Annotated in this window: 10 protein-coding genes; 6 read left to right on the plus strand and 4 right to left on the minus strand. The window is 62.7% G+C overall.

Annotation, left to right across the window (positions count from 1 at the left end; translation table 11 throughout):
* Positions 1 to 67: 67 nt before the first annotated feature.
* Both ACFPN2_RS02405 and ACFPN2_RS02410 read left to right on the plus strand, forming a co-directional pair.
* Positions 68 to 580: an RNA polymerase sigma factor gene (locus ACFPN2_RS02405; protein WP_380594602.1), complete on the plus strand. Its 513-nt coding sequence runs from the start codon at positions 68 to 70 to the stop codon at positions 578 to 580.
* Complete coding sequence (locus ACFPN2_RS02410; RefSeq protein WP_380594604.1) at positions 577 to 1,533, plus strand: FecR family protein; 957 nt, start codon at positions 577 to 579, stop codon at positions 1,531 to 1,533. Before ACFPN2_RS02405 ends, ACFPN2_RS02410 begins: the two co-directional genes overlap by 4 nt.
* Here ACFPN2_RS02410 and ACFPN2_RS02415 read toward each other — a convergent pair.
* From ACFPN2_RS02415 to ACFPN2_RS02425, 3 genes are all read right to left on the minus strand, one after another.
* Complete coding sequence (locus ACFPN2_RS02415; protein WP_380594606.1) at positions 1,452 to 2,138, minus strand: TerC family protein; 687 nt, start codon at positions 2,136 to 2,138, stop codon at positions 1,452 to 1,454. The two genes, ACFPN2_RS02410 and ACFPN2_RS02415, sit on opposite strands and share 82 nt — an antisense overlap.
* A gap of 85 nt (positions 2,139 to 2,223) precedes the next feature.
* On the minus strand, positions 2,224 to 4,773 hold the full coding sequence (locus tag ACFPN2_RS02420) for a M14 family metallopeptidase (RefSeq protein ID WP_380594608.1): 2,550 nt from the start codon (positions 4,771 to 4,773) through the stop codon (positions 2,224 to 2,226).
* A gap of 113 nt (positions 4,774 to 4,886) precedes the next feature.
* Complete coding sequence (locus ACFPN2_RS02425) at positions 4,887 to 5,996, minus strand: acyltransferase family protein (RefSeq protein ID WP_380594610.1); 1,110 nt, start codon at positions 5,994 to 5,996, stop codon at positions 4,887 to 4,889.
* Positions 5,997 to 6,240: 244 nt separating this feature from the next.
* On the opposite strand from ACFPN2_RS02425, the gene ACFPN2_RS02430 reads away from it, so the two are divergent.
* The 4 genes from ACFPN2_RS02430 to ACFPN2_RS02445 all read left to right on the plus strand — a co-directional run bounded on the left by ACFPN2_RS02430 (position 6,241) and on the right by ACFPN2_RS02445 (position 13,319).
* Entirely contained in the window at positions 6,241 to 6,795 is a 555-nt protein-coding gene (locus tag ACFPN2_RS02430) for an RNA polymerase sigma factor (protein ID WP_380594612.1), read from the plus strand.
* Positions 6,788 to 7,813, plus strand: coding sequence for a FecR family protein (locus ACFPN2_RS02435; RefSeq protein WP_380594614.1), 1,026 nt, complete (start codon positions 6,788 to 6,790; stop codon positions 7,811 to 7,813). Before ACFPN2_RS02430 ends, ACFPN2_RS02435 begins: the two co-directional genes overlap by 8 nt.
* 94 nt (positions 7,814 to 7,907) lie before the next feature.
* Positions 7,908 to 11,018 carry a TonB-dependent receptor gene (locus ACFPN2_RS02440; RefSeq protein WP_380594616.1) on the plus strand — a complete coding sequence of 1,037 codons (3,111 nt, stop codon included), beginning with the start codon at positions 7,908 to 7,910 and terminating at the stop codon, positions 11,016 to 11,018.
* Between the two features lie 9 nt (positions 11,019 to 11,027).
* Positions 11,028 to 13,319 (plus strand): S9 family peptidase, encoded by a 2,292-nt coding sequence (locus ACFPN2_RS02445; protein WP_380594618.1) that lies wholly within the window; start codon positions 11,028 to 11,030, stop codon positions 13,317 to 13,319.
* Positions 13,320 to 13,334: 15 nt separating this feature from the next.
* On the opposite strand, the gene ACFPN2_RS02450 is transcribed toward ACFPN2_RS02445, so the two are convergent.
* On the minus strand, positions 13,335 to 14,930 hold the full coding sequence (locus ACFPN2_RS02450; RefSeq protein ID WP_380594620.1) for a serine hydrolase: 1,596 nt from the start codon (positions 14,928 to 14,930) through the stop codon (positions 13,335 to 13,337).
* Positions 14,931 to 14,950: the final 20 nt, after the last annotated feature.

Here is a 14,950-nt window from a genome sequence, read left to right on the forward strand (position 1 = left end):
ATTTATCGATGTCGCGTGACGCTGCGGTGTCGGGCCGCGCCACTCGTTTCCCAACCAGGATTTCAACATGCGCGACTCCACCGCCCTCAGCACGCAACAACTCGCGCAGGTGTTCAATGAGCACCGCGGCGAGCTGCGTCATTTCCTGCAGGGCCGGTTGAAGTGCCGACACACCGCTGACGATCTGACGCAGGAGACTTACCTGCGGCTGATCCGCACGCGTGCCGAGTCCGTCAGCGACTGGCGTGCGCTCATCTTCCGGATCGCCCGCAATCTGCTGATCGATCACGTGCGCGGCAATAGCCGTCGCGGAGTCGTTCAGCATGAGCTGCAGGCCGTCTATGACCTCACCGGCGACCGTCCCGAGATGGACGAGCAACTGGTCAGCGAGGAACAGCATGCGCTGCTGGAATCGGGATTGAGCCAGTTGCCGGACCAGACCCGACGCGTCTTCGAGCTCTGTCGTAACGAGGGCCTGTCGCATCGGGAGATCGCCGAACAGCTGGGGATTTCGTTACGGACGGTCGCGCGTCAGATCGAACAGGCCATCCGCTTCCTGCGCTCCAGGATGGAGCCGTGACGGACAACGAGCTGGATATCCAGGCGGAAGCCTGGCTGGTGCGGGTGACGTCGCGCGAAGCGACGCCCGAAGATTTCAAAGCCGCCCGGGAATGGTGCGAGCAGAGCCCGGCGCATCAGGATGCATTTCGTAGAGCACGTAGATTCTGGCGCATGGCCGGACCGACGCTGCCAGTACAGCAGCCCACATCGCGGTGGCGTGCGCGTCCCGCCCTTGCCCTGGCGGCGAGCGTCGCGATGGCGATCGGTCTCAGCGTGCTCTCGGCACATCAGGACTGGACCGCCGACTACCGCACCTCCGCCGATATCGAGCGCGTGACGCTCGAGGATGGATCGACGCTCCTGCTGGATGCCGAGACCGCCCTCGATGTCGAGTACACCGCTCAACGCCGCACGATTCGACTACGGCGCGGCCGAGCGCTGTTCGATGTCGAACACGATCCTTCGCGCCCCTTTGTCGTCGACGATGGCACAGCGACCGCCACCGCGCTGGGCACGGTGTATGCCGTACGTCATCACGATGAAGGACTGCAAGTGACGGTGCGCGAAGGCCGGGTGGCCGTCAGGCGCGGCAACGATTCGATCGTCGTCACGGCGGGCGAACAAGCCACCGCGTCCGCCGCTCACCTGTCGAGCGAGCGCATCGATACGAACAATGCGTTGGCCTGGGAGCGCGGCATGATCGTCTGCAAACTGACGCCGCTATCCGAAGTGATCGCGCAGCTCAATCGTCATCGCCCGGGCATCGTCCTGATCGGCGACGACAGTTTGCGAGACTTGCGGGTCAGCGGCGTCTTCAGGCTCGACGCCGCCGAGGAAACGCTCACCTCGTTGCTGGAGGTGTTTCCAATCGAAAAGCTGGAGCTCTCGCGCTACTTCGTGGTGCTGACACCGCGTCGTCCGGGAATGCCGGCGAGCACGACGATCGCCGCCCCCACCGCGCCGGCGACGTAGTTCCACCAGGTCGGCAGGCCCGCCACCACCGAGTGCAGGGCCACGTCATGCAGAAGCATGCCGCCCGCGATCCAGCCCAGCAGACCCGCACCGATCGTGATCACCCAGGGGAAGCGGTCCATGAGCTTCAGCACCAGTTTGCTGCCCCAGACAATGATGGGCACGCTGATGACGATACCGAACGCGACCAGTCCGATGTCGCCCTTGGCGGCCGCAGCCACCGCGATGACATTGTCGATGCTCATCACCGCGTCCGCCACCACGATGGTGCGGATCGCGCCGAACAGATGATCGGCGGCGTGAACGTCATGATCGTCGCCGCCCTCTTCCCGTAGCAGCTTGATACCGATCCATAGCAACAGCAGCGCGCCGACGATCTTCACGTACGGCAGCGCCAGCAGCTTCAGGGCGAAGAAGATCAGCACGATCCGCAGGGCGATGGCGCCGAACACGCCCCAGAAAATGCCCTTGTTGCGCAGGTGTTCGGGCAACCCCCGGCAGGCCAGCGCGATCACCACTGCGTTGTCGCCACCCAAGAGAATGTCGATGAGGATGATCTGCAGGACGGAGACCAGCAGGCCACCTTCGAGGGTCAGTTCGTGCATCCGGGGTTGAAGGACTGGGAATCGGGGGCGCGCAGGATAGCGCACCCACCCGATCCACTTCACCCCTGCAAAAGTGGGTAGCCGCTCAGAACGGCAGCAGCGAGTTGAACACCAGCTTGAACGTGCCGTGGGTCTGATCGCGATGCTGGGGACGGAAGCCGAGCAGAACGACCCGGCCCTCGCCGTATTTCACCGTCATGACGGCGGCCTTGTTGGCGATGACCCGTTCACCCAGCAGCCAGCCGCTTTGCAAAATGTCGCGGTCCAGATACGTGGCCGGGATCTTCACGTCCTCGCCCTTGTCGTTGACGGCGACCTCGTAGACCTCGCCGCCCATCAGCAGCGCCAGCCCCTGCGCCGGCATGCCGTAGGCAATTGGATCGTGAATATCGAAGCGGACTCGCAACGTCGAGCCGGGCGACCAGAATTCCTTCGCCGGCAGGTTGGCGATCACATTGCGCACCGGCAGCTTGAAGCGACTCACCGGCAGCTCGCCTGAGCGGCCGAAAGTCACCAGCGTGCCACCCTTCTTCACGAACTCCTGTAGCGCCTTGGCGCCGACCTTGCCGAAGCCGCTGCGATACTCGGGCGGCCGGGTCAGGTCCTCGTCGCCATCCGCGACTTTTTCATCGGTGCCTTCGCCGAGCAGAACCTGCGCCTTGTCGGAGGGCAGCACGATCACATCGAAACTGCTGTTGAGATCGCCCTTCTTGAGCCTCGCATCCATCAACGTGGCATAGGGCACGTCGAACTGCTCGAACATCAGCCGCGTCCAGCCCTCGTCGGCATTGCCGCCATCGTAGCGTTGAAACAAACCGATCCGCGGCTTGCGCAAGGCATAGGCACCCGACGGCGCCTGTTTGAGCGCGACGAAATCGACGCCGGTACGTTTCGCAACCTCGAGCAGTTGCGCCTGGCTCGCACCCGTCACGATGAAATCACCCGGCGTGAAGCCCGGGGCGTCGGCGACGCGCTGAACCTTCGCGCCCTTCTCCAGCAACAGGAACGCCGCCCGGAAACTATCGTTGAGCTTGGTGCTGAGGACATAGCCATGGCCCGCGTCGGTTTCGACTTGACCTTCAGGCGTCAGCAGCGCCGTCAACGTCGTTGCATCGACAGTAACCGGCACGCCCACCGGATCGGCGCGCACGCCCATGAACTCGTTGAACGTGTCCGTCGACATGTCGTACGGCGTAATAGGATTGTTCTGAGTGTCGCGTGTGAAGGCGTTGTCCGGATAGAACGTGCGGCCGAGCATCCAGCGGACCAGGCCCTGCTTGGGTTGCGCCATCGACACGACGAACGAACCGGCCCCATAAGCACGGCCATCCGCGACGAACGACGTCTTCGCCTGTTTCACCTCGACGCCGGAGCGAACAAACATATTGACCAGCTTCTCCACCGTCAGCGGATCGTGCTGGGCAGCCTCGATGACATAGGCCTTCACCTCCGCGTTCGCGCCCCGCTCCACCTGACGCACGCCCTTCAAGTACATATCCCACAACAGCGTCTCGCGATCGCGTGCCGCCAGATCCACGATCGACCAGGCCACGATCTTCTGCTGTTCGACGATGTCCCGCACTCGCCACCAGCCGCCGGGCCACACACTCGGCATCGCGACCTGCGATTCATACGTCGGCATGTTTCGATCGCCGCCGCGCAATTGATCGGGATGCATGTAGATGGGCGTGGCCAGCCGGGCGCCGGCGGACTCCGCCAGCATGCCGGCGATGTTGTGAAATGGCGTGATCCAATGAAAGCCCATGTGACCCCAACCGGAATACACAGCCGAGCCGATCACGCCGGTCTTGCCGGCCGCTTCCAGCTTCGTGCCCATGTGCCCGCCGAACCAGCTCATCTCGCGCCAGACCAGCGGATCGGCGTCCGGCCGGATCGGTTCGGCGTACGGCGGGATGACCAGACGCGAGCCATTCACGCCCTGCTGGTGATGATCCATGTAAGCCTGCGGCACCCAATCTCGATACATCAGCTTGCCCAGGTGCTGCGACTCGACCAGGTTCAACGCGAAACCGTCGCGGTTGTTGTCGTGACCCGCGTAGCGCTGATACAGCGAGGGTGGACGCGCGCCTTCGTATTTCGTGCCGACGTACTTCGAATACCAGTCAGCGAGCATCTGAGTGCCGTCCGGATTGATGGAAGGCATGACGATGTTGATGACGTTGTCGCGAATCCTGACCGCCTCCGCGTCCTCGCGGGCGATGCTGTCGTAGACGAATTCGGCCGCCGTCTGCGTCGACGCGACTTCGGTGGAATGCAGCCCGAACGACTGAATGATCACCGACCGCGCCTGGTCGACGACCTGGCGGGCCTGCGCCTCCGACAAGCCGCGTGGATCGGCCAGCCGTGCATTGAGCTCGCGGAATTGTTCGAGCTTTGCCAGGTTCTGAGGCGAGGAAATGAAGATCGCGACGAACGAACGCCCTTCGCTGCTCTTGCCGAGCTCGACCATCTGCATGCGGTCGGACGCCGCATCGAGCTTCCGGTAGTACGCGTGCAGTTGCTCCCATCCCGCCAGCTTCCGATCCGCCCCCATCCGATAGCCGAAGAACTGTTCCGGCGTCGGCAGCGACCGCTGTTGAGCGAAGCCAGCCTGAGCCACGGCCAGCAATAGCATGCCGGCTATCAATCGAAGGGATCGGGGTGCGATCAAGGGATCAACCTGCAATGGCGCCGTCCGCATTCACGGCGGGTATAGGCGATCAAATCTCCCGGCCAGCGACTTGGCGATCAGGCCGGGCTTCTTTGCATGTCGGCCAGATTCGAACGGGGCGCCAGGGAGAACGGGCGCTCGATGGTGAAGAACAGCGCGGCAGACGGCACCAGCGTGAGTGCCAGCATCGGCAGCAGCAACACCCAATGCAGGAACGACTGCTCCCCCGTCGGCGGCAGGAGCTTCGACAGCAGCATGAAGCCGCCTTTGAGCACCAGGCCATGCAACAGGTAGTACGAGTAACTCATGTTCCCCAGCCACCGTAGCGGAGTCCACGAGAAGGCCATCGGCAACCACCCCTGCGACGAGCGCAGGCAAGCCAGCCCGAACACAAAGAAGCTCACGAACAGCACCGAGACCTTGATCGACTTGCCGACCGGCTCCGCCATCGGCCAGAGCATGAACAACAACCCGACGACCAAGGCGTGAGCGCCCAGGCCGTTGCCGATCTTCAGCTCGCTGTTATTGATGGCTTCGTACAGCGCGATGCCCGAGATAAACATGATCAAGCGAACCGGTCCGCCATTGAATGCGGTGTAAACAGCGAACGCCACCGCGATCGACAGAAAGAACGTCACCCGCCAGGTGACAGAGCGGTCACGCAGCTTGAACAGCGCCACCAGCAGCGGCAGCGCCAGGTAGCAGAACATTTCATAACTCAACGACCACGCCACCGTGATCATCGGTTGCACCGGCCATAAGTCCGGCAGCAGCAGATAGTTGGCGATCAGGAACCACGCCGCATTGTCCTCGGGGATCTTGCTCTCGGCCGGCAGCAGGATCGACAAGGCGAGATAGATCACGAACACCACAGTAAACGCCGGATAAATCCTGCGCAGGCGCCGGGCGAAGTATTTCTGGAACGACTGGCGACGGCTCAGCAGCGAGCCGTAAATGAGATAACCGCTGAGCACGAAGAACAGATCGACGCCGTTGTAACCGATCGTCTCCAGCGCATGGGCGAGCGCGACCAGCGGCGCGTCGTGCGCGATCCACGGCGCCAACAGCGATTCGTAGTGAACCAGGAACACCAGCAGCACGGCGAAACCCCGCAGACCTTCCATAGGCCTGATGGTGTGTCCGCCGCCATCGCGCTCGAACTCGAAACGATCTCTCAGCCAGTCCAACAAAGCCCCGGTCCCCGCCCCCCGGCTGGAGTCTTGAATTTTTTATAGGTACGGATTTGTACAGATGCGCTGTGTGCGCCGCAACTTTTTTTGTTTGACTGTAACGACGTTCGACAGTGAAGCAAATGTGACAGCTGTAAGACGCAGGCCCGAGCGCAACCCGAACCGGTTTTGACTTTCTTTTTCGGTGTATTGCCTGGGCAACGTCGTTGGGTCATCGTTGACTCATCACGACGGCGAACCGATGGCCTCCGTTTCCAACACCGCCTCCAGCACGCGCGAGCGGCTCGATGAAATCGTGCGACGCTACTATGCGCCGCTGCTGAGCTTCTTTCGCAAGCGAACCCGTAATTCGCCGGAGGTGCCGGATCTGGTCCAGCAGGTATTTCTGCGGCTCGCACAGCGGCCGGATGCGCACACCGTCGAGAACCCCGATGCTTACATATTCCAGACCGCCTCCAATGCGCTGAAGGATCACTATCGCCGGATGTCCGTTCGCGAACGGCACATCAAGACCAGCGAGGGCGAGGACGACGCAACGGATCTGGTTCCGTCCGACTTGTCTCCCGAGCGCGTGGCCCTGGGGCGCGAGGCGATCGCAAGATTGTCGAGCGCGCTACGCGAACTGCCCGAGCGGACGCGGGACGTTTTCATCCTTCGCTGTGTCGAGGGATTGAAACATGCAGAGGTGGCCAGCTTGCTCGGGGTCTCGGTACGCGCTGTGGAGAAACATTCGGCGAAAGCGCTCGCGCACTTGAATCGTGCGTTGACTGACGAAGGAGTGTCGCCCCGTGAGTGACCACGATCTCATCGAGCGTGCAGCCCGGTGGCTGGATGAAACGTCACAGTCAGGCTCGGCGGACAAGCAAGCGGCGCTGGCCCGCTGGCTCGAGGAATCCGAAGCACACCGCCAGGCTTATGAGCAAGTGAAAAAGACCTGGGCGCTGGCTCGGCAAAGCGCCCACGACTCGCAAATGCTCGCCCTGCGTCATGAGACCGCTCTGCGAATCACCCGACGCTCGGCACGAACGACGGCTCGACAAGGTTGGCTGGCTGCTGGCGTGGCGTGTCTGGTGATCGGCGCCGCCGTCCTTCTCGGCATGTCGCCGCAACTCACCTCTCAGACCAATGCGTTGCTTGCGTCGTTCGGTATTGCTCGCGACGGCACCTATGTGACCGGCGTCGGTGAGCGACTGGTGATCAATCTCAAAGACGGCTCGCAGGTCACACTCAACACCGGCTCCTCGGTGGAAGTCGCGTTCTCCGCCACCGAGCGCGGCCTGCGCTTGTTACGAGGTCAGGCGTTGTTCGAAGTCGCCAAGGACCCTGCGCGTCCCTTCGTCGTCACCGCCAACGACCGGCGCCTGGTCGCGGTCGGCACCGCATTCGACGTCCGTCTCGATGGCGCACGCATGCAAGTGACGATGGTTGAAGGCACGATCCGAGTGGAACGGGTCGCGCGCGTTTCATCCGCACCGGCAACGATCACGGCCGGCGAACAACTCACCGTCGACGCTGCGCAGCTCGATCGAATCCGCACCGCCGATCCCGAGCGCACGACCAGCTGGCAACACGGACAACTGCTGTTCGACAACACGCGGCTGGCCGACGCCATTGCCGAGATGAATCGTTACAGCGATCGCCAGCTCGAGCTCGGCGACGCATCGCTCGCCGATCTGCGCATCAGCGGTGCGTTTTCCACCAGCCGACCCGCCGTGTTCGTGGAAGCCCTCACGATGTATTTTCCGATCTCAGTGGACCACGCCGATGAGCAGAAGCTCACCCTGATCGGGCGTTCGTCCTCTGCCACACCCTAATCTTCGCCCGCCTCCGCGTTCGGCTTCTGTCGCGACGCGCGTCGTACTCCGCATAACGCGTCCGATTCAGAGACGCCTTGGGGAGTCCGTCGCAATGTTCAAGCTGAGATCGAAGACATTGGCCGCGGTGGTCACCGCGATGCTGGCCGGCGCTGCGCACGCCGAAGAAGCCGCCTCACGCGCATTCAACATCAACGCACAGTCGCTCAACGCCGCGTTGAGCGAATTCGCACGGCAAAGTCAGCAGGAAATTCTGTTCACGCCGGAGATCGTCGCGAAGAAATATTCCAGCGGCGTGCGCGGCACACTCAATCCCATCGAAGCGCTCGCCGTCCTGCTCAAGGACACCGGCCTCACCTTCGCCACCACACCGCAAGGCGCGATCCTGCTCCAGCTCGAGAAGACCACGCACTCAGCGAAGGCATCTCGCATTCGGGTCGCGCAGGCGGAGGCCAGCGACGATGAGACGATCGACGCGGATCCCTCCGACATTTCCGAGGGAACATTTCGCGTTCCCGAAGTGCTCGTGACCGGCGCGCGGCTGCTCAACACCGACATCCGTCGCACACAAGACGACCCGCAGCCGTATGTGATTTTCGAGCGTGCCGTCATCGAAAACTCGGGCGCGGTCGATATCAACGACTTTCTCAAAACTCGACTCACCATGAGCGCCACCGGCGGCACCAGCGCGCAGACCACTAACGTCGCCGGCGCGGTCAGCGGCGTGAACCTGCGGGGCCTCGGTGAAAATCAAACATTGATCCTCATCGACGGCCGACGCGCGGCGAAAACCTCCTCCGGATTCTCGCCCGGTCAGCCCGATCTCAACGGCATTCCGCTCGCAGCCATCGAGCGCATCGAAGTACTGCCGACGACCGCTTCCGCGATCTATGGTGGCGCGGCGACCGGCGGCGTCGTAAACGTCGTGCTCCGACGCGACTATTCAGGGCTGGAAGTCAGCGCGACTTACGACAACAGCTTCGACAGCGATTCCTCCAGCCGACGCATCGACATCGCCAGCGGCTTCAACTTCTTCGAAGGTCGCACCAATGTGTTGCTGTCGGGCAGCTACAGCGACAGCAATCCGCTCGAGCTGCGCGACCGGGATCTGATTCAACGCGGTCGCGAGCGCATCGTCGCAAACAATCCGAATTGGCAATCGTCGCTGACCTTTCCAGTGTCCGGCGCCGCGGCCAACGTGCGAAGCGCGAACGGCACGAACCTCGTGCTCGACGATGGCACACCGTTGAATGCCACATTCACCAGTGCGCCGGTCGGTTATGCAGGCGTTGCATCGGACGGCGGTCACGCGCTGGTGGCCAATGCCGGCCAATACAACCTGGATCTGAGCGGCGCCGCGAACTTCAACGCTGGCAATGGCAGCTTCGGGCCCACCCCGAGTGTGAAAGCCATCAGCGGCACGGTTCGTCACGAATTCACGCAACGCCTGCATGGCTTTTTCGAAGCATCGCATTCGGAGAACACCAGCCGAGGGCCTGGTTCCGCCGCCTATTACGGCACACTCGCCGCCGATGCGCCGAACAATCCCTTTCAGCAATCCATCACGGTGGTCGGCGCAACCAGCCAGTTCAATACCACCGATTGGATGGAAAGCGAGTACGACCGCCTCGGGGCCGGCCTGATCGTGAAATTGCCGGGGCAATGGACGATGTCGGCGGACTACACCTTTACCCGAGCCAAACTGAGCTATCAAACCGGCCTCTGGGTCAACGCGCGCGTCAACGCCGCGCTGGCCGATGGCGGCCTCGACCTGCTGCGCGACGCCGATGCTAACGGCGACGATTTGACCGGTTACATCGAAGGCCCGGCGACGGTTGGCGTTCCCGTCACCTCGACCACTCGCAACCCGGCGCTACGCATGAGCGGTCCGCTCGGATTTGGATTCAAGGCCGGCGCGCCGCAACTGTCCTTCCTGCTCGAACAGCAGGATGTGAATTACGGCAGCGGCGATCAGTTGGTGAGAAACAGAACGATTGGCGCGCACTTCCCGGAGCGCACGCAGAAGATCGACAGCGCTTACATGGAGCTGCGCGTGCCGCTGCTCTCAGTGCTGGAATTGCAGCTCGCGGCGCGCTGGGATCGATATCGCAGCCGGAACGCCAACTATGTGAGTTACAACCCGCCGAATCCTCCCGGACCGGCGATCTATATCAGCAACGACGCGGACGACGTGAATCCGCTGGTGGCATTGCACTTCCAGCCCATCGAATCGTTGGCGCTGCGTGCGAGTTGGGGCACGGGCTTCATTCCACCAGAGATCAATCAGCTGACCGCCCCGCGACAGTCCATTGCCAATGGCGCGTATATCGATCCGCGACGAGGCTACACCGGCGCGCCCGGGCCGTGGACGGCGATCTCCGGCGGCAATCCCAATCTGCAACCCGAATCTTCCATCAGTTGGTCGGCGGGCTTGATCTGGACGCCACGCGCGCTCGCCGGGCTGCGCGTTTCGCTCGATTACACCAGCATCGAAAAGGAAGACAACATCGCCACGTTGAGCGATCAGCAGATCATCGACAACGAGGCTTATTTCCCCGGCCGCGTGACGCGCGGCCCGAACCTACCCACCGACCCCGCTGGCTGGGCGGGCCCGATCACCGTGATCGATTCCACGACCATCAACTCGGCGTGGGCCAAGCTCGAAGCGTTCGATTTGCAGATGAGCTACGAGCTGCCGCGCAGCCGCTTCGGTCAGTTCGGAATGTTTGCGTTCGCGACTTATCAACCGACCTATGACACGCGGCTCGCACAGTCGCTGCCGGTCTCGGAGCTCGCCGGTGTCGCGGCGTTCTCCTTGTCGATTCCAGTCAAGTTCAAAGGCAATTTCGGCCTCACCTGGGGCGCGGGAAATTGGAATGCCGGCTGGACGTCGCGCTATATCGGCTCGTACTACGTCGCCAATCCCGCCGCCGCCAGCAGCGCCATCGTGTTCGTCAATCAAGGCGATGGCGGCCGCGTCGACCGTCAGATCTATCACGATGTGTTCGCCAAATATCGTTTCGACGACGCGGCCCACGCAGGCCTGCTGACCGAGCTGCTCGGCGGCCTGGAAATCCAGGCCGGCGTGCGCAACGTGTTCAACAGCAAGCCGCCGTACGACACGGTCAACGGCTATCAGTTCTACAGCTGGCTCGGCGATCCCCGCCTCGCCACCTACTACCTCACCGTCAAGCAAAGCTTCTAGGAGTCGATCATGCGCAAGTTCGCGTTGGCGGCCATGCTGCTGCCAGTGCTGGCCGCGGCCGCCCAAAATTCTGAGTTCGATTATGAGCTGGCGTTCGATCCCATCCAGATTCCGGGGTACGACACGCTCCGACTCACCAGCGACGATCGCCGCCTGGCCTATACCCTCCAGCGCAAGCCGTCGAGCCTGCCTGGCGAACAGAAGTACGATCCGCACGCGACGCCGGGGTATTACCTGGGCGCGAGCATTCAACTGGCCGAAAGACAGGAGCGCACTGGCAAACTGACTTCTCGCGCCTTGTGCAACCTCTCGGCAAACAGCTGGGCCGGCGCCTGGTCGCACGATGACAGCAAGCTCGCGTTCTACTCGGACGCCGGCGGCCAACCAGGCTTGTGGCTGTTCGACGGCAGCACCTGCAAACAACTAGGAAACATTCTGGTCGGTGGCGTGCTCGGCGGCGCTCCCTCCTGGTCGGCGGACGATCGTAAGCTGTATCTCACCTCCCCGGCCGTCGCCACCGAGCCGGCGGCGACCAAGAGCGCGGCGATCACTGTGTTCAGCGCCGGTGGTGAAGGCGAACCTCAGCAGGCCGGCGCTCCCATCTCGTGGGCACCGTCGAAATACTCGATCCTCGAAGTCGACGTCGCCAGCGGCAACGCCCGCACCCTCGTTCCCGCCGATGCGGAGCCCACACCGGTGTGGCAGCAAGTCTCCGCCTCAGGTCGATGGCTGACGTATTTGTCCGCACCGACCCAGAAAGACTCGGCGGCGGGATTTGAAAAGAGCCTCGTGGCGGTATCGCTGGTCGACGGCACGCGCCAGACCATCGCGTCCGGACTGCGGGAGCTGTGGCCGACGAGCGCACGCTTCCATTACACCTGGCATCCGAGCGCGGATCGCCTGGTTTACTGGAACGACGGCGGCATCTATCTGGTCGACTTGTCGGGCGCGGGCCCCAGCGAGCCGCAACGCCTGGCGCCCGAGCTCGGCCGGATTGAATCGTCCACTTATTCCTTCACGCGCGACGGTCGCTTGGTCGTCGGTGTGGATCCCGTTCACGCCGATAAGAGCGACCGGCCCGATGTGACTCCTCGCGGTCTGGTTGTGATCTCGCTCGATGGCAGAACGTCGCGGCGACACGCAATCGCGTCGACGGCTGATTTCATCTCACTGCTGCTCGCGGATCAGCGCACCGCCTGGCAACCGGACGCGTGCTGTATCACCTATCAGCAACGCGACAAGACGAGCGGTCGACGCGAGGTCGTGCGCGCCGATATCGCGACCGGCCGCCAGGAAATCCTGTGGCAAGGTCATGCCGACTTCGGCAACAACTTCATCGCCACGCACGATCACAAGTCGCTGTTCAGCGTATATGAGGATCTGCAGACCGCCGAAAACATCTCCGTCTTCTCGCCGAAGTTCACGCGGGAGCGCGCGATCGTTACCGACCCGCGCATGGATGCATTCAAAATCGGCGCCGCGGAAACCTTCCAAACAGTCATGCCCGGCTACCTCGGCGCCCTGGAAACCGTCCGCAGCACCGTCTTGCTGCCGCCCGGTGCCAAGCGCGGCGACCGCTTGCCGGCCATTGTGATGATCTATCCCGGTGGCGATCTGTCGAATCGGATCGAGTCGTTCGGTGGCGGCGCCGGCAACACCATTCCAAGCCTCGTTTATACGAGCCGGGGCTTCGCGGTCCTGATGGCGAACGTCAAGCTTGGCCCCGAGAAAGCGCAGAACGATGTTTCCAAACAGATGGTGGATTCGCTGCTGCCGCAGGTTTACCGCGCGAGCGAGCTAGGCTACATCGACATCGAGCGCGTGGCGCTGAGCGGACAATCGTACGGCGGCTATAGCACGGCCTTGATCGCCAGCCAGACCAACTTGTTTCGTGCGGCCATCCCCGTGAACGGCGTCTTCGATATCGCCGGCAGCTACGGTCGCATCGATAACAACAGCAGTTCGATCAATATCACCTGGTCGGAGCACAGCCAGGGTCGCATGGGCGTGCATCCCTGGGCCGGGCTCACCCGATACATCGAGAACTCACCCTACTATCGCGCCGACCGCATCTACACACCGCTGCTGCTACTCAGCGGCGAAGCCGACACGCGCGTGCCCAGCGAGGAATCACGACGAATGTTTACTGCGCTTCGTCGACTGGACAAGCCGGTGCAGCTCGCGCTCTACGCCGGACAGGGCCATGTCGTTTCGGAATGGACTCGCGCCAGCGCCGTCGATGCCAGCCGGCGCAGCGTCGAATTCCTTCGCAAACATCTGCAACCGGCGGCCCCCAAGTAGCTGCCCAGCCGGTGCTCAGTGAGCGCTGGGCACCGGCTTGAACAACAGATCGTGGTAATCGAAGCTGAAGTCGGCGAGCGGCGAGATGGCCTTCAGGGTCATCGTGCCGATCGAGCCGTCGGGCTGCAGAGTGAACGTCACGTAGGCATCCTCCGCCATCTTCGGATCGATCCAGCGAGTGCGGAACGTGTCGTAGCGGACATGCTCGAGCTTGCCGGTGAGCGCCGCTGAGTGCTCGAAGCGGATCGAGAGCCCGTCCGCGCCCTTCTCGATGGTGGCGTGTCCATACCAATCGTCGCGATAACGACCCGCATACTTTTCCAATGGCAGCGAGGGCCCCTTGCCACTCTGCTCCGGCGTGGCTGCTGCGGCCGCCAGCACTTCCTGCCCCTGCGCGATCTTCGACTTCATCACGCCGGAGATTGCACCGATCCAGTCGGGGCTCGACAGACCGAGATAATGATCCAGCAATCGATACTGCAGGGCCGAGAGCGCGCCCAGCTCTTCTGAGTTGGTCAGGATCGCGAACGCGACGTCCTTGCCCGGAACGATCACGACCAACGCGACGCTGCCCAGCACACCGCCGGTGTGCGCAATGATCGGCTGGCCTCGATAATCGCTGTACCCCCATCCCAACGCGTAAGCGCGGAAGTTCGCTTGTGCGAGCTTGAGGGGTTCGGGGTTCTTGGCGATGGGGATGAGCGTCTGGCCAGTCCACATCTCTTTTGACTGCGCTTCACTGAACAGGCGCGCATTGGTGCGAGGATCGAGCCCCCGACCGAGCTGCAATTCAAGCCAACGTGCAACGTCCGCGATGCTGGCATTCAACGATCCGGCCGGTGCGGAATTGTCGAAACTCATTTGGCCCGGCAGCGGCACCATCGGCCCAGCACCCCGCAGTTCAGTCGTGGCACGCGCGTGAGGCCAACCTTTGTTCGCCCCGGGAGGCGTCGTTGACGAAGTGATCGTATGGTCCATCTGCAGCGGGGCGAGGATGCGCTTGCGAACGACATTCTCCCAGCTGTCTTTACAGATCTCTTCGATCAGCTGGCCGGCCACCACGTACAGCAGATTGTCGTAGGCATAGCTGCTACGAAAGCTCGTCGCAGGCTTGATATAGCGCAGCTTCTCGACGATCTGCTTACGAGTCAGAGTGGTCTCCGGCACGAACAGCAGATCGCCCGCGCCGAGGCCCAACCCGCTGCGATGGACGAGCAGATCCCGCACCGTCATCTCGCTGCTCGTGTACGCGTCGTACATTCGGAAGCCCGGCAGCAGATCCACGACTTTGCTGTCCCAGGACAGCTTGCCTTCATCGACCAGCATCGCCAGCACGGCGCTGGTGAATGCCTTGGTCGTCGAGCCCATCGAGAACATGGTCTGTTCGTCGATTTTGGCAGCCTCGCCCAGACGCCGCACACCGTACGTGCGAATGACTGGCGGCTTGCCGCGCTCGGAAATCGCGATTGCCAGGCCCGGCGTCTCGAACGTGTCGAACACTCGCTTCGCGTAACGATCGAGATCGCTCGGCGGCGCGGCGTGAGCCGATGCGAACACGAACACCGTCGTCGCAATCGCCGCACGCAAGGCCACTCGCACTGGATTCATCATCGACATCCTCATCACCCGAG

This window comes from Steroidobacter flavus (genome assembly GCF_042651805.1).
Lineage (GTDB): Bacteria > Pseudomonadota > Gammaproteobacteria > Steroidobacterales > Steroidobacteraceae > Steroidobacter > Steroidobacter flavus.